19 protein-coding genes and 1 pseudogene are annotated in these 20,630 nt (G+C 65.0%); 13 read left to right on the plus strand and 7 right to left on the minus strand.

Annotation, left to right across the window (positions count from 1 at the left end; all coding sequences use genetic code 11):
- Positions 1–74 precede the first annotated feature (74 nt).
- On the plus strand, positions 75–1,079 hold the full coding sequence (locus tag ACGHN1_RS14625) for a hypothetical protein (RefSeq protein ID WP_390551614.1): 1,005 nt from the start codon (positions 75–77) through the stop codon (positions 1,077–1,079).
- On the opposite strand, the gene ACGHN1_RS14630 is transcribed toward ACGHN1_RS14625, so the two are convergent.
- A complete protein-coding gene (locus ACGHN1_RS14630) occupies positions 1,076–2,170 on the minus strand; it encodes a hypothetical protein (RefSeq protein ID WP_390551615.1) in 1,095 nt (364 codons plus the stop codon). The two genes, ACGHN1_RS14625 and ACGHN1_RS14630, sit on opposite strands and share 4 nt — an antisense overlap.
- A gap of 292 nt (positions 2,171–2,462) precedes the next feature.
- On the opposite strand from ACGHN1_RS14630, the gene ACGHN1_RS14635 reads away from it, so the two are divergent.
- Complete coding sequence (locus tag ACGHN1_RS14635) at positions 2,463–4,205, plus strand: hypothetical protein (protein ID WP_390551616.1); 1,743 nt, start codon at positions 2,463–2,465, stop codon at positions 4,203–4,205.
- A gap of 266 nt (positions 4,206–4,471) precedes the next feature.
- Positions 4,472–5,023 (plus strand): annotated as a pseudogene (locus tag ACGHN1_RS14640) (DDE-type integrase/transposase/recombinase); the annotation flags it as partial.
- Positions 5,024–5,372: 349 nt separating this feature from the next.
- Here ACGHN1_RS14640 and panC read toward each other — a convergent pair.
- Positions 5,373–6,221, minus strand: coding sequence for a pantoate--beta-alanine ligase (gene panC / locus ACGHN1_RS14645; RefSeq protein ID WP_390551617.1), 849 nt, complete (start codon positions 6,219–6,221; stop codon positions 5,373–5,375).
- 83 nt (positions 6,222–6,304) lie between these two features.
- On the opposite strand from panC, the gene ACGHN1_RS14650 reads away from it, so the two are divergent.
- The 5 genes from ACGHN1_RS14650 to ACGHN1_RS14670 are packed head-to-tail and all read left to right on the plus strand — an operon-like array spanning position 6,305 to position 12,188.
- Entirely contained in the window at positions 6,305–7,111 is an 807-nt protein-coding gene (locus tag ACGHN1_RS14650; protein ID WP_390551618.1) for a division plane positioning ATPase MipZ, read from the plus strand.
- A complete protein-coding gene (locus ACGHN1_RS14655; RefSeq protein ID WP_390551619.1) occupies positions 7,108–7,416 on the plus strand; it encodes a J domain-containing protein in 309 nt (102 codons plus the stop codon). Before ACGHN1_RS14650 ends, ACGHN1_RS14655 begins: the two co-directional genes overlap by 4 nt.
- Positions 7,403–8,809, plus strand: coding sequence for a phosphoglucomutase/phosphomannomutase PgmG (gene pgmG / locus ACGHN1_RS14660; protein ID WP_390551620.1), 1,407 nt, complete (start codon positions 7,403–7,405; stop codon positions 8,807–8,809). Before ACGHN1_RS14655 ends, pgmG begins: the two co-directional genes overlap by 14 nt.
- 22 nt (positions 8,810–8,831) lie before the next feature.
- Positions 8,832–9,680, plus strand: a complete 849-nt coding sequence (locus ACGHN1_RS14665) for a hypothetical protein (protein ID WP_390551621.1) — start codon at positions 8,832–8,834, stop codon at positions 9,678–9,680.
- A gap of 45 nt (positions 9,681–9,725) precedes the next feature.
- Positions 9,726–12,188 (plus strand): ligase-associated DNA damage response DEXH box helicase, encoded by a 2,463-nt coding sequence (locus ACGHN1_RS14670; protein ID WP_390551622.1) that lies wholly within the window; start codon positions 9,726–9,728, stop codon positions 12,186–12,188.
- Between the two features lie 63 nt (positions 12,189–12,251).
- Here the strand turns inward: ACGHN1_RS14670 and ACGHN1_RS14675 are convergent, their stop codons facing one another.
- The 4 genes from ACGHN1_RS14675 to ACGHN1_RS14690 all read right to left on the minus strand — a co-directional run bounded on the left by ACGHN1_RS14675 (position 12,252) and on the right by ACGHN1_RS14690 (position 14,905).
- The gene (locus ACGHN1_RS14675) at positions 12,252–12,686 is read right to left on the minus strand and encodes an ExbD/TolR family protein (protein WP_390551623.1); all 435 of its coding nucleotides are present in this window, start codon (positions 12,684–12,686) and stop codon (positions 12,252–12,254) included.
- A gap of 49 nt (positions 12,687–12,735) precedes the next feature.
- Complete coding sequence (locus ACGHN1_RS14680) at positions 12,736–13,266, minus strand: ExbD/TolR family protein (RefSeq protein ID WP_390551624.1); 531 nt, start codon at positions 13,264–13,266, stop codon at positions 12,736–12,738.
- Between the two features lie 71 nt (positions 13,267–13,337).
- Entirely contained in the window at positions 13,338–14,171 is an 834-nt protein-coding gene (locus ACGHN1_RS14685; RefSeq protein ID WP_390551625.1) for a MotA/TolQ/ExbB proton channel family protein, read from the minus strand.
- A 50-nt stretch (positions 14,172–14,221) separates the two neighbouring features.
- The gene (locus tag ACGHN1_RS14690) at positions 14,222–14,905 is read right to left on the minus strand and encodes an energy transducer TonB (RefSeq protein WP_390551626.1); all 684 of its coding nucleotides are present in this window, start codon (positions 14,903–14,905) and stop codon (positions 14,222–14,224) included.
- Positions 14,906–15,284: 379 nt separating this feature from the next.
- On the opposite strand from ACGHN1_RS14690, the gene ACGHN1_RS14695 reads away from it, so the two are divergent.
- Genes ACGHN1_RS14695 through ACGHN1_RS14705 form a run of 3 tightly spaced genes read left to right on the plus strand, consistent with a single transcriptional unit; the run spans position 15,285 to position 17,868 of the window.
- Positions 15,285–16,088 carry a hypothetical protein gene (locus ACGHN1_RS14695; protein WP_390551627.1) on the plus strand — a complete coding sequence of 268 codons (804 nt, stop codon included), beginning with the start codon at positions 15,285–15,287 and terminating at the stop codon, positions 16,086–16,088.
- A 51-nt stretch (positions 16,089–16,139) separates the two neighbouring features.
- Positions 16,140–16,568, plus strand: coding sequence for an acyl-CoA thioesterase (locus ACGHN1_RS14700; RefSeq protein WP_390551628.1), 429 nt, complete (start codon positions 16,140–16,142; stop codon positions 16,566–16,568).
- On the plus strand, positions 16,561–17,868 hold the full coding sequence (locus tag ACGHN1_RS14705; RefSeq protein WP_390551629.1) for a homoserine dehydrogenase: 1,308 nt from the start codon (positions 16,561–16,563) through the stop codon (positions 17,866–17,868). Before ACGHN1_RS14700 ends, ACGHN1_RS14705 begins: the two co-directional genes overlap by 8 nt.
- Here ACGHN1_RS14705 and ACGHN1_RS14710 read toward each other — a convergent pair.
- Entirely contained in the window at positions 17,828–18,439 is a 612-nt protein-coding gene (locus ACGHN1_RS14710; RefSeq protein WP_390551630.1) for a hypothetical protein, read from the minus strand. The genes ACGHN1_RS14705 and ACGHN1_RS14710 overlap by 41 nt on opposite strands.
- Positions 18,440–18,521: 82 nt before the next feature.
- On the opposite strand from ACGHN1_RS14710, the gene glpX reads away from it, so the two are divergent.
- Both glpX and ACGHN1_RS14720 read left to right on the plus strand, forming a co-directional pair.
- Positions 18,522–19,511 carry a class II fructose-bisphosphatase gene (glpX, locus tag ACGHN1_RS14715; protein ID WP_390551631.1) on the plus strand — a complete coding sequence of 330 codons (990 nt, stop codon included), beginning with the start codon at positions 18,522–18,524 and terminating at the stop codon, positions 19,509–19,511.
- 180 nt (positions 19,512–19,691) lie between these two features.
- Entirely contained in the window at positions 19,692–20,627 is a 936-nt protein-coding gene (locus tag ACGHN1_RS14720; RefSeq protein WP_390551632.1) for a ribose-phosphate pyrophosphokinase, read from the plus strand.
- The last annotated feature ends 3 nt before the right edge of the window (positions 20,628–20,630 follow it).

Below are 20,630 nucleotides of genomic sequence, written 5' to 3' on the forward strand. Positions count from 1 at the left end.
TGAACTTCATCCCGTTCGGTCATGTAAGAAGGATTCGGTCAACTCCCTGTTTTGAATGAAATAGGGAGAAAAAAATGTCTACCGACATCGAGCGGAAGATCGCGATCATCGCCCCTCATCGACAAGCGCTCGTTCGACGCCGCATCCGGGTTCTCGACAGATACGGCGCGCTCGCGAACCCCTCGCCACAGGACCGTGAAGAGGCGGCGGCGGAATTGGGACTGAAACCGGCGGGGTTCCTTAGGCTGCACAGGGTCTGGCAGGGCATGCGCAATCCGCTTGATCTGGCCTCCGTCGGCGGCCCCCGAGGTCCAGTCGGGCGTCGCCCGCACGAAGGTGATGATTTCGTGCGTAAGAACATCGCTCTCATAGCGGATTCGCAGCCAATGTCGTCTCAGATCGCAAGCATCCGCGCGCTGGCCGAAGAGGCTGGCGTTAAGGTGAGATCCCACGTCTCTCTGGCGAAACTGATTGAGGAACTCCGCACTAAGGGCGGATCCCCGTCACAAGACCGCTCCGGCCTGTTCCTGGATCATGTCGCCCTCGACATCCCTGTCTTGATCGAAGGTAGATCGGGCGAGGCTGCCATGCCGATCGCTTCCGTTCTCGGGGACGCAAGCCGAAATTGCATCGTGCACGTCATGCTTTCGATGGAGGCGGTAGACGCCGATCGAGTCGTTTCGATCCTCGAAGAAGCGAACCGGAGAGGGCGGATCATATCAAGTCCGGCCGCGCCGCGCGACCTTCACATGGACGTGGGCCTTGGCTCGAGCTGGATGAAACTCGATGCTCGTCTGCAGTTCGCGGGGACGGTGCGGGAGGGACGGTCGATGCGCGTGCTGAGAGGAGGAGGGCAGGGAGGCCGGTTGGTGCACCCTCAGCTTCTAGAATTCCGGGCCCGTCCAAACGCAATCGGAAAACCCGTCGAACAGAGACTGGTCCAAGTGAGGAAGTCCGTGGACGAGGCGGTTCCCCTGGCAAGCGCTCGAACCGTCGTCGAAGCGAGACTTCTGAAGGTCCTTCCACGTAAGCCCGCCGAGACCGCGATCGGGATCGAGCGTCTCATGGCAGGCTGTTAAGCGCCCTCTTGATCCCGGAGTTTCGTCAAGTCCGTCATCAGCTCGTCGAGAGAAACGTGGATCACGGACGGGACCGGTCCGCTCCGTTCCCTCAGGATCACGAGTTCGTCGCGAAGACGGTCGTCGAACTCCTCGCTGTCGCGGTCCTCGTCATCTCCGTAGGTCAGGTCGGCACGCGGCTCCAACCGAAGAGTGCCGAGGTTTCCCGCGAATAACTCGAGCAGACGGTTGGTCTGCGCGCGGGCACCCTCGGTAACGACGCGGACGCTCTCGGAAGTCTTGGCCAAGCGACGGATCTCGCCCATCATGTAGACCGGATCGGGATCAGCGACCCGGACTTCGATCTCGAAGTCCTTCCAGCGCTTCTCACCCTGTCGGACGGACGACAATCGCGTCAGCGCCGCCGAGACCGCCCCGTCCCTAGCGCTTCTGTAGGTATGGGCGCCGGCAGCGCCCATCACCCGCCCCGTCGCGGCGTCGACAACTACGCATAGTATACGCACGATACGATACGCTTCGGCCTCTCTCCTGTGTGAACCGTCAGCTACAGGTCGCGATGTCTCGAGCACGGCGGGGCACACTGCGACCACGATGCGCCTCCCGAAACCCCTTTCCCCATCCAGAAGAGAACGTTCCGCGTCGACCCGCGCTTCGTCGACGAGGGGCCGGATCTCCCGCGCAACCGGTGCACCTTGCACCGTGCGGCGGACTTGTTGAACGATCATGCCTTTGGTCCAGTCCGGATGCGCTTGAACGAGATCGCGGACCTGCCGCCGCAATTCGAACTTCAACTCGCCCTGAACCCGTGCCTGTTTCCCGCGACGCTTCGGAATGACGGAAGCCATCGACCGATCCTCCGCCCACTTTTTGGCCATCGAGAAGAACGCGCTTCGTCCGAGTTGCGCGGTGGCCGCGGCAAATCTCCAATCGTCGTCCCGTTCGTAGGCTAGGAGAGCCGAGATCCGTTTCACTGCCAAACGGCGTTCGTCGAGATCGAGAGACTGCCAGAGTTCATACTCGGCATCCGGCATTCCCGATGTCCAGGCGCCGCATTTCGCAAAAAGAATTGCGTCAGCCCCGTCTTTATCCATTGAATCTACCCTCGTGACGACTAAATAAACGGACTCGTGACTTGGCGGCACTAATGTTGGCCAGCCGCCGCTGCGAGCAAGGAGAAGCGTTCATGACTTCCAGATCCACCTCCCCGCCCGCCGAGGCAAGCCTCTTTGACATCCATCGAAGCCGAGCGGGGTAGGCGGCCGATTCACTAACCATCCGATCAATCCTGATCGAGCGTCCTTCAAAGGGGAGATGGGCGACCGACCAAAGTCCTCCGTGGGGGAGGGGGCCAGCCACGCTGGATATCTGGCCCGTCGCGCGGAGATGGAAGCCTACGACAATGTCGAGGAGATGCTGCGGGACTTCGGAAGCATCAGGAGCAGAGTCTTCCGGGCGGTAACCCTCGACTGCGACGAACTCGCCGCTGTCGCCGCCGGTCTACGGGTGGACCCCGCTCGGTTGAAAAGGATCCAATTCGCGGTTCCCTCCGATCCACGTCTGCGGCGTCTCCATCACTGCTTGCTGCCGATGTGCCATTTGGAACGCGCTAGCCGACGGTTCGCGCCGGCTTCGTTGCGGATTTCGCCGCATATTCGTGCCCGCTGGCACCTAAAGGATCTCCCCTTCTGTCCGGAGACCGGGCAAATACTGACCGATACGTGCAGCGCGTGCGGCCATCGGCAAGGCTGGTATCACACGGTGGGGATCGATCGTTGCGATCGGTGTATGGCCGATCTTTCCAAGAGCGAAGCGCCCTTCGTGGCCCCCGGCGACAGGGAGGCGCTGGACGAGGTGGCCGCGATCTTCCACCCCGACCAGCATGTGGCGGAGGGCGCCTTGGCCGTGCTTCCTATCGATCTCTCACCTGCGGCAGTCTTGGAGCTCCTGATCCGCACCATGAGATTGATCGATCCTCCTCTTGGCGAGCGCTGGACCAACGGAATGGAACGACCCAGCGGATCCAGATGCGCAGCTGCGATGGCGGAAGCCTGGCGATTGATGAGGCGCTGGCCGGAGGGGCCGCTCGAACTGATGGGTGACAGGCTAGCCCGCGCAGAGGACAGCTTGCAGGACGGCAACGATGGCGCTTCGATGCGCTTCCTCTTTGTCCGCAAGGCATACGGTCTTTCGTCGGAACTGCGGCCCGTGATTGAGGCGTTAAACGAACATTGTCGTCAAATCGGTGATCCGAAGGGAGCGCAGCGCGAGGGTCTGATTGCCCCGAAAGATGCCGAGCGTGCGCTCCGAGTTGTCGGAACGGGCGTGGCGGCGGCGAGGAGGAAAGGAGCACTCAAAACGATTTTCGCCATCGGTCCGATGCATGCGCGCCCGATGCATCGGGCCGACGAGATCGAAGAAATACGGCGCCAGATGGACAAAGGTAGATTCCCGGAAAGCGTCTCCGAGGAACTGGGCGTTCCGAAATACGCAATTTCCCAGCTAGTCGCCGCCGGAATCATGGAAAACGTCCCCCACCCTTTCGTAACTGCATTCCTGGGGGAACCGCAGATCTGGGCGCCTTCATTCCAGCGCTTCAAACAACGCATTTTGGACGCATCCCAAGAGAACGTCCGCGGAGTTTCCTTGACCGTCGCCATGCGAGTGTTCGGAGGCGGTCCCAAACCTTGGGCCGCGATCGTCTCAGCACTGTTGGACGGACGTATACCGTTCAGCCTTCCGACCGCCCGACCGAGATTGGACGGTATAGAAGTCTGCAATTGCGGTTTTGCGGAGTTCCACTCTCGTTTGAGGAGCATGGCAGTGCCGCTGGCCGAACTGCCTGACCTCCTGAGCAAGCGGGACGCTGGCGAGATATTGAATCTCTCCCCTCAGAAATACGGCCCGCTTCTCACAGGTCTTCGTCTCAAGAATACGGTGAAACGAGCGAGTGTCCCGACTTCCGCAGTTCTGAAGATGGCATCGGCCTACATCTCCAGCGTCGAAATCGCGCGACGGGTAGGGAAATCCCCACGATGGGTTAAGTTCGAACTCCTGCGCCTCGGGCTGGAACAGACCTCGTTGGCTGGATACGAACGAGCCGAAGTGGAGAATCTTCTCAATATCTGATTCGCAACGAGCGAGGTTCCGCATGGCCCAAGCGTCGGTAATAGGCGATGATCGACCGATCGAAAACTTCGGTCGTCTCGCACCCGGTCGGAATCTTAGCGCATCCTGCTGCGGTTTATAGCTCGGATCGCGGGAACCGTCGTCAATCGCGTTCTCGCGATCCCTTACTAAGGCCACGGCTAAAGCCAGGACAGCGCGCAACTGCACCACCTTAGGTTTGCCGGAGGCCCCCACTCCTGAGAGGATGGGACCATGACGAACAAGACGCCCGCTGCACGGTGGATAGGCTGAAACGCGATCTCAACTCTCAAAGCGTAGTCCGCGGCAAGCCGGTGAAGACGATTTTGAGCAACAAGGCAGCGCCCTGTCCGCTCGATCAGCTGAACCGGCAGTTCCATGCTCCGGCGCCGAACATGCTTATTGGATTTCACCTATGGGAAGACCTAAGGCGGGCTTCCTCAATGTCGCGTTCGTGATCGACTTCTATGTCCGCTACATCGTGGGTTGGCAGGTCCACCGGACGGCAGATGCCGGGATTGTTGTCGCTGCGCTCAAACTGGCGACTCGCGGCCGCTTACCGGTCCATCGCGGAGGCGTAACCCATCACAGTGACCGCAGCAGCCAATACGTCTCGATCAATGTTCCCAACGCCTGACGCGAGCCAAGACCGAACCATTGGTCGGAAGCGTCGACGACAGCTTTGACACAATGCTTTGGCCGAGACCATCAACGGACTCTACAAGGCCGAGGTCATCCAACGATGAGCGCCACGCCGGTCCTTCGATGAGGACGAATAAGCGGCATTCGAATTGGCCGCCTGATTCAACAACCGCCGGCTTCTCGAGCCGATCGGCAAAATCCCGCCCGCAAGATCCGAAACGATACTGACGTCTTGCTGGACGATCAGCCCATCGCAGAACAGACCAAACCAAATTGCCTGCGGCAAACCGGCGGTGGATCATACTCGTCCAACTTCTTCATGACACCCGACCGACAAATGCGGGTCCTTGTCCGCCCCCGTAACTCATTGATTTCGCAATGTCGGTGCAACCTTTGAATGCGCTGCTGTGACTTAGGAGCAGGCTTTGACCTACCTCCGGATCATCAATTGACGTTTACGGATGGACTCCGGAGCAGGCATAGTGAAAGGGGACACCGCTCCCGCCGCTACACCGCCATGTTGTCGATGAGGCGCGTTCCGCCGATCCGCGCAGCGACGAACAGACGGGCGTTGCCGTTGTCGCTATCGAGCGGCGCCAGCGTGTCGGCATCGCGTATCTCGGCATAATCGACGCGGTCGAACCCGGCGACGGACAGGGCCGCGCGCAAGTTTCCCAGCGTCCGTTCCGCATCGGCCCTGTCGCTGAGCAGCGCGATCGCATCCCGCATCGCCCGCGGAAGGGCCGCTGCCGCTTCGCGCTGTTCAGCAGACAGATAGGCATTGCGGCTGCTCATCGCGAGGCCATCCGCCTCGCGGACGATGGGGACGCCGTGGATATTTCCGGCCTCCGGCTGCGACAGATCGAGATCGCGCGCCATCCGGCGAATCACCGCAAGCTGCTGCCAGTCCTTTTCGCCGAAGAAGGCGATATCCGGGCGAACCTGGTTGAAAAGCTTGCACACCACGGTTGCGACCCCGTCGAAATGGCCGGGACGGTCGGCGCCGCACAGTCCTTCGCTCACTCCGGCGACGGTGACGTTGGTGGCATAGCCCTCAGGATACATGACGTCGGCAGGCGGCGCCCACAGCAGCTCGACCCCTTCGGCCTCCAGCAGATCGCTGTCGTGCTGCAACTGGCGCGGATAGGCGTCGAGATCCTCGTTGGCCCCGAACTGTCGCGGATTGACAAAGATCGAGGCCGCGACGTGCTCCGCGCGCTTCGCAGCTTCGCGGACCAGCGTCAGATGACCCTCGTGAAGGGCACCCATCGTGGGGACCAGTGCGATGGTTCCGCCCCCGGCGCGCAGCGCATCGACGGCGCTTCTCAACATGTCGAGGCGAGAGACGGTTTGCACGCGCGATTCCCCTTGGATAGAGCGGTTCGACGCCGTCCTAGCCCTCTGCCTGACGGCGGCAAGACCTTCACCGGGACCAAGCTTTGACCGCCAGCCGACCACACCGCATCACCTTCGCCAACGAGAAAGGCGGGACCGGCAAATCGACCACCGCGGTCCATGTCGCCGTGGCGCTCGCTTACAACGGAAAGCGCGTGGTCGCTTTCGATCTCGACCATCGCCAGCGGACCATGGATCGCTACCTCGAAAACCGGGCCGATACCGCCGCGCGGCGCGGCGTCGCGCTGCCCACTGCCGACTGCCATGTGGTCGAGGATCTCGATCCGGGTGAGTTCGAGGCCATGGTGGCCGAGAAGGCCGAAGGGGCCGACTTCGTGCTGGTCGACACCCCGGGCCGCGACGACGAATTGTCGCGCCATTGCGCTTCACAGGCCGATACGCTGGTCACGCCGATGAACGACAGCTTCGTCGATTTCGATCTCATCGGCCAGGTCGAGGGAGAGAGCTTCAAGGTCAAGAAGCTCAGCTTCTATGCCGAGCTCATCTGGGAAGCGCGGATCAAGCGCGGGCGGGCGCAGCTGGAAGAAAACCGGCGTCAGATGGACTGGGTCGTGGTGCGCAACCGCACCGGTTACACCGAGGCGCGCAACATGGCGCGGATCGAGAAGGCGCTGGAGGAAATGGCGCGGCGGGTCGGGTTCCGCACCGCCAAGGGGCTGTCGGAGCGTGTCGTTTACCGCGAACTCTTTCCCTCCGGCCTGACCCTGCTCGACAAGGGCCAGCTGGGCGAACTCGGCACCAGCCATCTCGTCGCGCGGCAGGAGCTGCGCGAACTGGTGGCGAAGCTTCGCCTGCCGGGAATGATGCAGGCCGAGGACAAGGCGGCGTGATCAAGATCGCCGCCATCGTCCTGTTGGCGGCATTGGCTTGTCGCTGGCTGTTCGGCAAATGGCCCTGGGATTATCTCCGCCCGGCACCCGGCCGCGTCAGCGACCAAGCGCGTGCCCGCCGGCTGCTCGGGGTGTCCGACGATGCCGACCCTGCCCAGATTCGCGAGGCACACCGGCGCATGGCCGCGCGGCTTCATCCCGACCGGGGCGGCAGCGACGCGCGGCTCGCCGAGATCAACTCCGCGCGGGACCTCCTTCTCGCCGACCATTCCATCGAGGATACGAAGCCCCATGACGAAGCATGAATTCCATCCCACCGTACTGCGGGAATACGATATCCGCGGCATCATCGGCGAGACGCTGGGCCCCGACGATGCCCGGGGAATCGGCCGCAGCTTCGGTTCGATGTTGCGCGAGGCCGGCGGGTCGAAGGTCGCCATCGGCTACGATGGCCGGGTCAGCTCGCCGACGCTGGAGCATGCCCTTGCCGAAGGGCTCACCGCCAGCGGTTGCGACGTCGTGCGGATCGGGCTCGGCCCGACGCCGATGCTCTATTTCGCCGAAGCCTCAGCCCAGGATGTGGATGGCGGCATTCAGATAACCGGCAGCCACAACCCCGCCAATTACAACGGCTTCAAGATGGTGTTTCAGGGCCGGCCGTTCTTCGGGGCGGATATCCTCAAGCTCGGCGAACGGGCGGCGGCCGGCGAATGGCTGGACGGGGCGGGAGCGATCGAGGACCGCGACGTCTTCGGCGACTACATCGAGCGCTTGCTGACCGGCCTGGGCGGCATCGATCCGGCTGCGCTCGACGGGCTTCGGATCGGCTGGGACGCGGGCAACGGCGCTGCCGGTCCGGCGCTCGAGGCGCTCGCCGCGCGGCTGCCGGGTGAGCACCACCTGCTGTTCACCGAGGTCGACGGCAATTTTCCCAATCATCATCCCGATCCGACGGTCGAGGCGAATCTTGCCGATCTGCGTGCGCTCGTCGCGGAGAAGAAGCTCGATTTCGGCGTGGCATTCGACGGCGATGGCGATCGGATCGGCGCGATCGACGGCGAGGGCCGGGTGATCTGGGGCGACCAGCTGCTGATGATCTATGCCGAGGACTGCCTCGCCCGGCATCCCGAGGCCACGGTAATCGCCGACGTGAAGGCCAGCCGCGCGCTCTTCGACCGGGTGGCGGAATGCGGCGGCCGGCCGCTGATGTGGAAGACGGGCCATTCGCTCATCAAATCCAAAATGAAGGAAACGGGCAGTCCGCTCGCCGGCGAGATGAGCGGCCACGTCTTCTTCGCCGACGATTACTACGGCTACGACGATGCTCTGTATGCCGGTGTGCGGCTGATCGCCGCCGCCGCGCGGCTGGGCAAATCGGTCACCGAGCTACGCTCCGAAATGCCGGCCATGGTCAACACGCCCGAGATGCGCTTTCAGGTCGACGAGACCCGCAAGTTCGCCGCGATAGACGAGGTCAAGGCGCGTCTCGCCGACAGCCCCGACGAGGTCGACGGCACCGACGGCGTGCGCGTGACCAATGCCGATGGCTGGTGGCTGCTCCGCGCCTCCAACACCCAGGACGTGCTGGTCGCGCGCGCGGAGAGCGAAAACCAGGATGGGCTGGACAGGCTGGTTGCGCAGATCGACGAGCAGCTGAAACTCAGCGGGCTGGCGCGCGGCGAGAATGTCGGGCACTGAATCTTGTGAAGGGGGACATCGCGTGAAACGGACCTTGCTTGCTGGTCTTTCCGTGCTGGCGCTGATGACGAGCGCTCCGGCGATCGCTCAGAACGAGTCCAGCGGGGATGGTGTCGAGGACGCAGCGAGCGAGGAGGAGGTCTTCGCCGCGCTCGGAGAGATGTTCGCCGTCGAACCGCTGACGGCCGAACAGGAGGCGCGCCTGCCGCAGGCGCGCGCGATCGTCGAGAAGATCGTCCCGCCCGGTTCGATGGGCGAGATGATGGGATCGATGTTCGACGGCATGCTCGGGCCGATCTTCGAGATGGCCGGGGAAATCTCGACCGGGGACGCCGCGCGATTGCTCGGTCGGGAAGCGGGCGAGCTTGAACTGGACGAAGCGCAGGCGCGCGAAGTCGCGCTGCTGATCGACCCGGCCCTGGACGAGCGCAACGCGCGCATGAAGGAAGCCCTCCCGCGCATCATCGGCCAGGTGATGACGGCGCTGGAGCCGGCGATGAAGACCGCGCTGACCGAGGTCTATGCGGTCTATTTCGACCAGACCGAACTCACCGACATCGACGCGTTCTTCTCGACACCGTCGGGCGCCAGTTACGCCCGCCAGTCGATGAAGATGGCCACCGACCCGAGATACCTCTCTTCGATGATGCAGGCGATGCCGAGCATGATGGGCTCCTTCACCCAGATGGAAGCCGAGATGGAGGCGCTGACGGCCGATCTTCCCGAACAGCGCGCCTACGCCGATCTCGACCCCGCGGAGCGCCAGAGGCTGGAAGCCCTCACCGGTCTTAGCCAGGAGGAAATCGAGGAAGGGATGGCGTCGGCGCGTGCGGCGAGGGATGCGGACGAGGGCCATCGGTCCGAGGAATAGCGGACAGCGCGGATCGCTCCCACGAATGGCTCGTTTCAATCGCCGGTGACCGATCCGACCATCCCTTCCGAAATCGCCGCGTGGTTTGCCGGGCGCGGCTGGCGCGTCCGGCGCCACCAGAGCGAGATGCTGGCGGCGAGCGATGGCGGCCGTCACGCGCTGCTGGTCGCGGACACCGGCGCCGGCAAGACCCTGGCCGGGTTCCTGCCGACGCTGGCGGCGTTCGCCCCGTCGCGACTGGCCGGTCAGGCACCGCCCGAGGGGCTGCATACGCTCTACGTCTCGCCGCTGAAGGCGCTGGCCCACGACGTGCAGCGCAATCTCATCGCCCCGATCGAGGAAATGGGCCTGCCGATCCGGGTCGAGACGCGCAGCGGGGATACGCCCTCGGACCGCAAGAAGCGCCAACGCTCGAAGCCACCGCACGTCCTGTTGACGACGCCGGAAAGCCTGTCGCTGCTGTTGTCCTATCCCGACAGTCTCGAACTGTTCCGTGGCCTCAAGCGGATCGTCATCGACGAAATCCACGCCTTTGCCACCGGCAAGCGCGGCGATCTGCTGGCGCTGGCGCTCAGCCGCCTTCAGGCGATCGCACCGGACATGCAGAGAGCCGCCCTGTCGGCGACCCTTGCCGATCCCGAGGCGTTTCGCGAATGGCTGGCACCCTGGGGCGAGATCGACACCGTCACGCTGGTAGAGGGCGAGCCCGGCGCGCCTGCCGAGGTCGAGATCCTTCTGCCGGTCGAGGAGCGCGTGCCCTGGGGTGGGCATGCGGCGACCTGGTCGATCCCGCAGCTCTACGAGATGATCCGGCAGAACCGCACCACGTTGGTCTTCACCAACACGCGCTTTCTCGCCGAATACATCTTCCAGAACCTGTGGGATGTGAACGAGGACAATCTGCCGATCGGCGTGCACCACGGCTCGCTGTCGAAGGAGGCGCGGCGCAAGGTCGAAGGGGCGATGGCGCGCGGCGCGCTGCGCGCTCTGGTGGCCACTGCCAGCCTCGATCTCGGGGTCGACTGGGGTGATATCGACCTCGTCGTGCAGATGGGCGCGCCCAAGGGTTCCTCGCGCCTGCTCCAGCGGATCGGCCGCGCCAATCACCGGCTCGATCAGCCCAGCCGCGCGCTGCTCGTGCCCGGCAACCGCTTCGAATTTCTCGAGGCCACGGCGGCGAAGGAGGCGGTCGACGAAGGGCAGCGCGATGGGGAGGATTTCCGACCCGGCGGCCTCGACGTGCTCGCCCAGCACGTCATGGCCTGCGCCTGCGCCGCGCCTTTCGAGGAAAAGGCGCTGCTGGCCGAAATCCGCTCCAGCCTGGCCTATGCCTGGGTCGACGAGGAAGTGTGGCAGCGCGTGCTCTCCTTCGTCGAGAACGGCGGCTATTCGCTGAAAGCCTACGACAAGTTCAAGCGGATCGCGCGTGACGGGAACGGCGTCTGGCGGCTCGCCCACCCCGACCAGGCTGCCCGACACCGGATGAACGCGGGGATCATCATCGACAGCGAGATGCTCGACGTGCGGATCGTGGCGGGGCGCAGCAGGGGCGGGCGTTCGCTCGGCAAGGTGGAGGAGCGCTTCGCCGCCTCGCTCAGTCCCGGAGACACCTTCGCCTTCGCCGGTATGAGCCTGGAAGTGGTCAAGCTCCAGGAGATGGAGGTCCTTGTCCGCGCCGCGAAGAAGGCGGCGATGATCCCCTCTTACGGCGGCCAGCGACTGCCGCTCACCACCCATCTGGCCCATCGGGTGCGCGAGATGCTGGTCGACCGCGCCGGCTGGTCGCGCTTCCCCGACGATGTGCGCGAATGGCTGGAAGTGCAGGACTGGCGCTCGAAGATGCCGGGGCCCGACAGCCTGCTGGTCGAGAGCTTCCCGCACGCGAAGCGAGAATACACCGTCTATTACACCTTCATCGGCTGGAACGCGAACCAGTCGCTGGGCATGCTGATAACCAAGCGGATGGAGGATCGCGGGCTTATGCCCGGCGGCTTCGTTGCCAACGACTATTCGCTGGCCGTGTGGGGCCTGAAGCCGGTTGCCGATCCCGCACCCCTGCTGTCGCCCGATATCCTGACCGAGGAATTCATCGACTGGGTCCAGGATTCGCACCTGTTGCGCCGCGCCTTCCGCGAAGTCGCGGTGATCGGCGGACTGGTCGAGCGCCAGCATCCCGGCAAGCGCAAGACCGGCAAGCAGGTCACTTTCTCGACCGACCTGATCTACGAGGTACTGCGCAAATACGAGCCCGACCACCTGCTGATCGAGGCGGCCTGGGCCGATGCACGCACGCGGATGACCGATGTCGGGCGGCTGGGCGACCTGCTGGACCGTGCCTCCGGCGAACTCGTCCATGTCGAGCTCGACCGGGTCAGCCCGCTGGCGGTTCCCGTGATGGTGATGATCGGCCGCGAGGCGACGCCGCAGGGCCAGGCCGACGACGAACTGCTGCTCGAAGCGGAGAGTCTGGCGGGCGAGGCGATGCGGGTCGAGGGCCTGCCCGGCTAGCGGGCAACGAAAAAGGGGCGGATCGCTCCGCCCCTTTTCGTGTTCGCCTTGATCGGGATGCGGTTACTGACCCGCGAAGGTCCGGTAGCGCTCGTTGCCCACGAAGCCGAAGGCGGTGACGCCGCTCGCCTTGATGATGTTGAGTACCCGGGCCGAGGTTTCGTAGCTCGCCAGCGCCTCGGGCTCGAACTGCAGTTCGGGCTCGGGGCTGATCGTCAGCGATTGCTGGAGCAGGGTGACCAGCTGCCCCTCGTTGATCGGGTTGCCGTTCCACAGGATTTCGTCGGTCTGCGTGATGATCAGCTTGTTCTTCTCCGGTTCGACGATCACGTCGGGCGGATTGGGCTGGGGCTGGGGCAGATCGATGTTGACCGCGTGGGTCGCCACCGGGATGGTGATGATGAACATGATGAGGAGAACGAGCAGGACGTCGATAAGCGGCGTCATGTTCATTTCGATCATCGGTTCGCCGTCGTCGCTACCGCCTGACATTGCCATGGTGGGTTACTCCTGACTTTCTTCGCTGCGCGCTGTCCCCCTTGGGAGATCAGGCGTTAGGATCGACCGGGTTCGAGATGAAGCCGACGGTGGGATAGCCCGCCGCCTGGACGTTGTAGATCGCCCCGGCGACGCAAGACCACGGCGCGTTGACGTCGCCACGGATGTGTACCTGCGGGATCATCTCGGGGTCCTCCATGATCGCCTCGGGTCCGCCGGCGCGCTGGACGATCGCGTCGAGCCGCTCGAAGGACTGGTCGTAGAGCTCTTCGGAGCTCACCGGGGTGATGTTGTTGAAGTAAACCCGGCACTGCCCGTTGCGGGCCGCGCCTTCATAACCCGGTTCGCCGGCGCTGCGACCGGCCGCGTCCGTGGTGCTGACCGTCAGCAACAGGTTCTCGACCTTGTCTTCCGATTCGACCGATTCGAAAACCGGGATACGCAGCTTCTCGATCGTCTGGATCGCGACCGGAACCGCGATGAGGAAGATGATGAGGAGCACCAGCATCACGTCCACGAGGGGCGTGGTGTTGATGTCCGACATCGGGGTCTCCGCGCCGCCGCCTACTGAAACCGCCATGGTTTATCCTATCCGTAACGTCTTGGTTCGCACGATGCAGCGGGGCCGGCGGAACCGGCCCCGCATGCCCATCAGCGCTTGGTCGTGGTGGTGGTGGTCGTAGCCGTGCCGGCGGTGGTCGGACGCGTTCCGGCGGCCGAAGTGCCGGTTGCCGGGGTCTTGCTGGCCTTGGCCGCCTGGCCGGTCGAGGTCGCCGTCATCGGCTCGGGCTTCACGGCGCCGTTCGAGCTGATGTTGGCGAGCAGCGCGGTCGAGAAGCCCGAGAGCTGCTCGGCAATGCGCTTGTTACGGTTCTGCAGGTAGTTGTAGGCGAACACCGCGGGAACCGCGACCAACAGGCCGATGGCGGTCATGATCAGCGCTTCGCCGACGGGACCCGCGACCTTGTCGATCGAGGCCGACCCAGCAAGGCCGATGTTGATCAGCGCGCGGTAGATGCCGATAACGGTGCCGAGCAGGCCGACGAAGGGCGCCGTCGCGCCGACGGTGGCGAGGAACGGCAGACCGCCTGCGAGGCGGGCGTTGATCGACGCCTCGGAGCGCGCGAGCGAACCGTGAAGCCAGTCGTGGGCTTCAAGATTGTCACCCATCTTGGTGTGGGTCTCGCGCGCCAGGACGGCGTCGTCGACGAGCTGGCGCCAGGCGCTGTTCTTGTCGAGCTTCTTCGAACCCTCGTCCAGCGTGCTCGCACGCCAGAAGCTGCTCTGTACGCCCTTGTACTGACGCATGATCTTGTTCTGCTCGAAGATCTTGGTGAACAGGATGTAGAACGAGCCGATCGACATGATGACGAGCACGCCGAAAATGGACCAGGCGATGATGCCGCCCTGTTCCATCGCTTCCATGAAGCCGAAGGAGTTCTGCGGGGCCGCTTCGCCGGCTGCTGCAAGAATGTTGGTAATCATAGCGAATGTTCCTCTTGAGAAATCTTACCTGTTGAACCGGTTTGCCGTGATCAGTCCGGCAGGACGTAGCGAATCGACTGGGACAGCGTATCCGAGATCGGATTGCCCGCCGCATTGAGTGCGGGATTGTAGCGAGCGTAGCGCTGCATACCCCGACATGCGGCATCGTCGAGCGAACTGGACCCCGAACTGCCGGTCACCGAGCAGGCCTCGACCCGACCGTTCGCACCCACGGTGATCCGCATGGTGACCGTGCCTTGCTCCTCGCGACGGAACGCGGCGGAGGGGTAGTCGGCCTGGATCTGGCCGGCCCAGCGACCCTGGTTCTGCGGCGAAGCTCCACGCGCCTGCGAAGGCGGCGGCGGTGGCGGCGGAGGAGCCGGCGGCGCGATCGGCGCGGGCGGCGGAATCCGGATCGCCGGCGGAGCGGGTGGCGGAATCGTCGTCTGCGTGCGGATCGGCGGCGGCCGTGTCGCGATGTTCATCGGCGGCGGCGGAGCGACCGGCGGGGGCGGCGCGGTTTCCTGCTGCGGTTCGGGGGGCGGTGGCTCCTCCTCGGGTTCGGGGGGCGGCGGCTCCTCGATATCCACCGTCGTCACGCGCTCCAGCACCTTTGTCGCCGCCTCGTAGGCGAGACCGGTGATGAGAGCATAGCCGAGGGCGATATGAATGAGGCCTACGATGATGATCGCGATAACGCGATTGCCGCTCATCTGTTGGTCAGCATAAGCCATTCGGTCGCATCACTCCATCCGCGCCGGGTTGATCCCGGCTCCTTGACCCGAACGTCGCCCGAAAGGGCGACGCCTGAACTTGCGATGCCACGGCAAGGTTCCGCATCAAGGTAAACAGACGGTTTTCCACCGTGCTTCGTTCCCCGATCGGTCCCCACCGAACATCCCGGCGCAATTTCGTATCAATTGCCCCGGTTCCCGCGGTCCTTAGCCATCAAATCGCGCATTACGCAAACCCTTTGTGGGTTAAGCCCGGATTCAGTGGCGGCGTTCGAAAAACCTATTGGACAGCGGAGGGCCGAGAGGCTCTAGCTGGTCCGAACCGACACGATTCCAGGGGCATGGACGTCCGATGACGAGATTGCGATACACCGCTGTAATGGCTTCGCTGCTGCTTGGCGGCGCCACGGTCGCCGCGACCGCTCAGCCGTCCGTTTCGCCGGCTCCGACCTACGCCGATCTCGTAAGTCTGTCCGAATCGGCGCCTTTGGTGCTGCGCGCCGAAGTGACCGATCAAGCGACGGTCAAGCCGGAGCGCGCGCCCGGCCTCGCACCCGGCCATGCCCGGCTCTACATCGAGGCCGAGACGCAGGCTCTGCTGACCGGGACCATGCCCGTCGGCGAATCGCTGCGCTATCTGGTCGACGTGCCGCTCGATGCGAAGGGCAAGCCGCCCAAGCTGAAAAAGCGGCAGTTCCTGTTGTTCGCCCGCCCCGGCCAGCGCGCGGCCGAGATCCAGCTGGTCGGCCCGCGGGCGCAGATCGCCTACACGCCGGAACTCGAGGCGCGGCTGCGGCCGGTCCTCGTCCAGCTCGCCGCTGCCGACCGCCCGCCCGTCGTCACCGGAATCCGCGATGCGTTGTCGGTCGGTGGCAATCTCGCCGGCGAATCGGAAACGCAGCTGTTTCTCGACACCGCTGCGGGCGATCCGGTCTCGCTGACGGTCGTGCGGCGACCGGGGCAGGCCCCGCGCTGGGGGGTATCCTGGAGCGAGCTGGTGGACCAGGCGGCGCGCCCGCCGCGGACCGAAACATTGGAATGGTATCGCCTCGCTTGCACCCTGCCGCCACGCCTGCCCGACGAGGCCAACCTCACCCGCGATTCGGCAAGCCGGGCTCGCGCGGCCGAGGATTACGCCTTCGTCCTCCAGCAATTGGGCCCGTGCCAGCGCAATCGCGGCTGATCCGCGACAAACGGCTTTCCCCGTCGACGGAGGCTGGCTAGGCGCGGACGCATGTCCGAGCCTTTCAAGCACCGTTTCCGCGTCCGCTATGCCGAGGTCGATCCGCAGGCCGTCGTCTTCAATTCGCGTTATCTCGAATATGCCGACGTCATGGTCAGCGAGCATTTCCGCGATCGGCGTGCCCACGGTCTGCCGCGCGACATCGAGTTCCACATCCGCCGGGCGGAGGTCGACTACATCGCTCCGATCCGACTGGAGGAAATGATCGAAGGCCGCCTGACCGTGGAGCGGATCGGAAATTCGAGCATGAGCACCCGGATCGAGCTGCACGGCACGGGTAGCGGGGAAGTGGACGATCTTCGCGCCGAAATCGCGCTCGTCTCGGTGCATGTCGATCTTCCCGAAGGCCGGCCCGAACACATTCCCGACGGCGTGCGCGAAGCCTTCGGCTTTCCCGTGGGGGAGAAGCTTGATGGCTGAACCGCTGCGTATCGGCATCGCCGGGCTCGGGACCGTGGGCACGGGCGTCCTGCACCTGCTCGAGACCAATCGCGCGCTCGTCCGCGCCCGCGCCGGCAGGCCGATCGAGGCGGTCGCCGTCTCGGCCCGCGACCGCAACAAGGATCGCGGCGTCGATCTTTCCGGCCTGCGCTGGGCGGACAGCCTGCACGATCTCGCTGCGGATAAGGATTGCGACGTCGTCGTCGAGCTCGTCGGCGGGTCGGAAGGCGATGCGCTCGACCTCGCCCGGTCGGCGTTGAGCGCCGGCAAGGGGCTGGTCACCGCGAACAAGGCGCTGATCGCCCATCACGGTCTGGAGCTTGCGGGCCTCGCCGAACGGCATTCGGCTCCGCTCAAGTTCGAAGCTGCGGTGGCCGGGGGCATCCCCGTGGTCGCGGGCTTGCGCGAAGGGGCCGCGGCCAACGCCATCGAACGCATCTACGGCATCCTCAACGGCACCAGCAATTACGTCCTGTCCGAAATGGAAGCGAGCGGAGCCGACTTCGCGGACGTCCTCGCCGAGGCACAGGCAAAGGGTTATGCCGAGGCCGATCCGGCTTTCGACGTCGACGGCACCGATGCCGCGCACAAGCTCGCCATCCTCGCCGCGATCGGCTTCGGCGCGCGGATCGATTTCGACGGCGTCGCTGTCTCCGGCATCGCCGAGGTGCGCGCCTCCGACATCGCACATGCCCGCACGCTGGGCTTCGTCATTCGCCTCGTCGGTGTCGCCGATTGCGAGGCCGGGCCTTCTGGCAGCCGCCTGCTCCAGCGGGTGCGGCCCTGTCTGGTTCCGGACCATCACCCGCTGGCCCATGTGACCGGGGCGACCAATGCGGTCGTCGCCGAAGGCGATTTTGCCGGCAGGCTGCTGTTCCAGGGTGCGGGTGCCGGAGCCGGGCCCACCGCGAGTGCGGTGGTTGCCGACCTGATCGACCTCGCGCGCGGGCGCACCGGTCATCCCTTCTCACTCCCGGTCGGCGAACTTGCGGCGATGGAACGCGCCGATCCGGGGCACCGGGTGGGTCGCGACTACATCCGCTTCACCGTTGCCGACCGACCCGGCGTCCTCGCCGAAATCACCGCGGCGATGCGCGATGCGGGGGTCTCGATCGAGAGTCTGATCCAGCACGGCCGCGCGCAGGACGGTGGCGAGGTGCTGGTGGCGATGGTCACCCACGAGGGCGAGGAACGCTGCGTTACCCGAGCGCTCGAACTGCTCTCGGGCGCGTCGAGCCTCACTGCGGCGCCGCTGGTCCTCCCGATTCTGCGGGACTGACAGCTTCTCGCTCGCTTCCGGCAAAATCCGGCGGCGGGGGCAGGCCGAGCGAATCCGTTTCTCCGGTCGCTGGCGCGGGTTCGGGGGAGGGGCCCGAATTGCCAAGCGGCAGCAGCCCGCGCGCAATCCGGTCTGCGTCCGACCCCGGGGGCGCTTCGGGCAGAGTACTGAAATCGACGATCAGCGCTGGGGGCGGAGGGCATTTCTGCAGGCCCGGAATGCACAGTCCCCCGATCGTCGGCTCGCCCTTGAAGATGCCGCAGTTGGGGCCGCAAGGGTCGACCGGATCGCGTCCGCGGGTCTCGGCGGCGTAGCGATTCTCCCAGTCCTCCTGGTCCCAGCCCGCGCTCGCCGCATCGTCCTCGATTTGCGCGCAGACGACGATTTCCTCGGAAACCTGCGCCGCCTCCTGTTTTTCCTCGCATTCGCGGCGTAGCGCCGCGATGCGCTCGCTGTCCTGGTCGATGGTGAGGTCGATTCGTTCGGGCGGACCGGACGTTTGCGCAGCCAGGCTCGCGGGTGCCGCCATCGCCAGGAAGGCGGCGTGCAGGGCGACCATACGTCTCGACAAGTTCGTCCCCCCGCGTCTATCGGCCCCCCATCATGGCCTGGGCCGATCCCGCGCCAGACACGCTCCGGGGACTGAACTCGCCATGAACTCGCCTGCCCAATCCGAACCCAACGGCAATCCGCTCGACCGCGTGCTGGTGCTGGAACTGGTCCGCGTGACCGAGGCCGCCGCGGTCGCCGCTTCCAAGCTCATCGGGCGCGGCGACGAGAAGGCCGCCGACGCCGCCGCGGTGGAGGCGATGCGCAAGGCCTTCGACACGCTCGAGATCGACGGCACCGTGGTGATCGGCGAAGGCGAGCGCGACGAGGCGCCGATGCTCTATATCGGCGAGAAGGTCGGCGGCGCGCCGGGTACCGGGCCCAAGATCGACATCGCGCTCGATCCGCTCGAAGGCACCACGATCACCGCAAAGGCGGGGCCGAACTCGCTGGCGGTGCTCGCCGCCTCGGCCCAGGGCTGCCTGCTCAACGCGCCCGACGTCTACATGGACAAGCTCGCGGTCGGCCCCGGGTATCCGGACGGCATCATCGATCTTGCCAAGTCTCCCAGCGAAAACGTGCGCGCGGTGGCCGATGCCAAGGGCGTCGATCCCTCGCAGATCATCGTCTGCGTGCTCGACCGTCCGCGCCACGCCGATCTGATCGCCGAGCTTAGGGCGCTGGGGTGCGGCGTCGTGCTGATCGGCGACGGGGATGTCGCCGGGGTCATCGCGGTCACCGACGAGGATACCACGATCGACATGTACATGGGGCAGGGCGGCGCACCCGAAGGCGTACTCGCCGCGGCGGCACTGCGCTGCGTCGGCGGACAGTTCAACGCTCGCCTCGTCTTCCGCAACGAGGACGAACGCGAACGCGCCCGCAAATGGGGGATCGAGGATTTCGATCGCATCTACACCCGCGACGATCTGGTTAAGGGCGATTGCATCTTCGCGGCCACCGGCGTCACCTCGGGCTCGCTGCTCGAAGGCGTCAAATACCGCCGCGACGGCCGGATGACGACCGAAAGCGTGGTCATGCGCGCCTCGAGCAGGACCGTGCGCTGGATCAAGGGCGAGCATCAGGCCAAGTAGCGGGCGGGAAAGGACGAGCGATCGGCCATCGCGGCGGTTCTGCGCAACGCAAGGCAAGAGTCCGCGCTGGATCGAAAGCGGGCAACCGGCGAAGTAGGGGAAGCCCGCCGGCCGCATGTTGCAATCGCGTGACGCACCCCTAGGAGCGGGGCGAAGCGCTCTTACCGGGATTCGCCGAAGATGAAGATCATGGCCGCCAATTCGAACCTGCCGCTCGCCCGGGCGATCGCGGGTTATCTCGAAATGCCGCTGACCGATGCCAGCGTGCGGCGTTTCGCCGACGAGGAGATCTTCGTCGAGATCCACGAGAACGTGCGCGGTGAGGACCTCTTCATCGTCCAGTCGACCAGCTATCCCGCCAACGACAATCTGATGGAGCTGCTGATCTGCATCGATGCGCTGAAGCGCGCGTCGGCGCGGCGGATCACGGCGGTGGTTCCCTATTTCGGCTATGCGCGGCAGGATCGCAAACCCGGTCCGCGCACGCCGATCTCGGCCAAGCTGGTGGCCAATCTGATCACCCAGGCAGGTGCCGACCGGGTGCTGGCGGTCGATCTTCACGCGGGACAGATCCAGGGTTTCTTCGATATCCCGACCGACAATCTCTACGCCGCCCCGGTCATGGCGGCGGACATCCAGGCGCGCTACGGCGAGCAGGACCTGATGGTCGTCAGTCCCGACGTCGGCGGCGTGGTCCGCGCCCGCGCGCTGGCAAAGCGGCTCGACAACGCCCCGCTCGCGATCGTCGACAAGCGCCGCGACCGCCCGGGCGAATCGGAAGTGATGAACATCATCGGCGACGTCCAGGGACGGCACTGCATCCTCATCGACGATATCATCGATTCGGGCGGCACGCTGTGCAACGCCGCGCAGGCATTGCTCGACGACGGGGCAAAGTCGGTCACGGCCTACATCACCCACGGCGTGCTGTCGGGCAGTGCGGTGGCGCGCGTCGATGCCTCGGCGCTGGAGGAGCTGGTGATCACCGACACCATCCGACCGACCGACGATGCGCTGGATTCGACGCGCATCCGCATCCTGCCGATCGCCCCGCTGATCGGCGAGGCGGTCCGCCGGATCGCCGACGAGAGTTCGGTCTCCAGCCTGTTCGATTGAGGC

Origin of the sequence: Qipengyuania sp. MTN3-11, from assembly GCF_042851825.1 — a bacterium.
Classification (GTDB): Bacteria; Pseudomonadota; Alphaproteobacteria; order Sphingomonadales; family Sphingomonadaceae; genus Qipengyuania.

Coding starts and splice junctions, on each gene's coding strand:
- ACGHN1_RS14685 (WP_390551625.1), bottom strand. CDS start 14,171: ATGATTACCAACATTCTTGCAGCAGCCGGCGAAGCGGCCCCGCAGAAC.
- pgmG (WP_390551620.1), top strand. CDS start 7,403: ATGACGAAGCATGAATTCCATCCCACCGTACTGCGGGAATACGATATC.
- ACGHN1_RS14700 (WP_390551628.1), top strand. CDS start 16,140: ATGTCCGAGCCTTTCAAGCACCGTTTCCGCGTCCGCTATGCCGAGGTC.
- glpX (WP_390551631.1), top strand. CDS start 18,522: ATGAACTCGCCTGCCCAATCCGAACCCAACGGCAATCCGCTCGACCGC.
- ACGHN1_RS14695 (WP_390551627.1), top strand. CDS start 15,285: ATGGCTTCGCTGCTGCTTGGCGGCGCCACGGTCGCCGCGACCGCTCAG.
- ACGHN1_RS14705 (WP_390551629.1), top strand. CDS start 16,561: ATGGCTGAACCGCTGCGTATCGGCATCGCCGGGCTCGGGACCGTGGGC.
- ACGHN1_RS14690 (WP_390551626.1), bottom strand. CDS start 14,905: ATGGCTTATGCTGACCAACAGATGAGCGGCAATCGCGTTATCGCGATC.
- ACGHN1_RS14680 (WP_390551624.1), bottom strand. CDS start 13,266: ATGGCGGTTTCAGTAGGCGGCGGCGCGGAGACCCCGATGTCGGACATC.
- ACGHN1_RS14675 (WP_390551623.1), bottom strand. CDS start 12,686: ATGGCAATGTCAGGCGGTAGCGACGACGGCGAACCGATGATCGAAATG.
- ACGHN1_RS14630 (WP_390551615.1), bottom strand. CDS start 2,170: ATGGATAAAGACGGGGCTGACGCAATTCTTTTTGCGAAATGCGGCGCC.
- ACGHN1_RS14720 (WP_390551632.1), top strand. CDS start 19,692: ATGAAGATCATGGCCGCCAATTCGAACCTGCCGCTCGCCCGGGCGATC.
- ACGHN1_RS14625 (WP_390551614.1), top strand. CDS start 75: ATGTCTACCGACATCGAGCGGAAGATCGCGATCATCGCCCCTCATCGA.
- ACGHN1_RS14635 (WP_390551616.1), top strand. CDS start 2,463: ATGGAAGCCTACGACAATGTCGAGGAGATGCTGCGGGACTTCGGAAGC.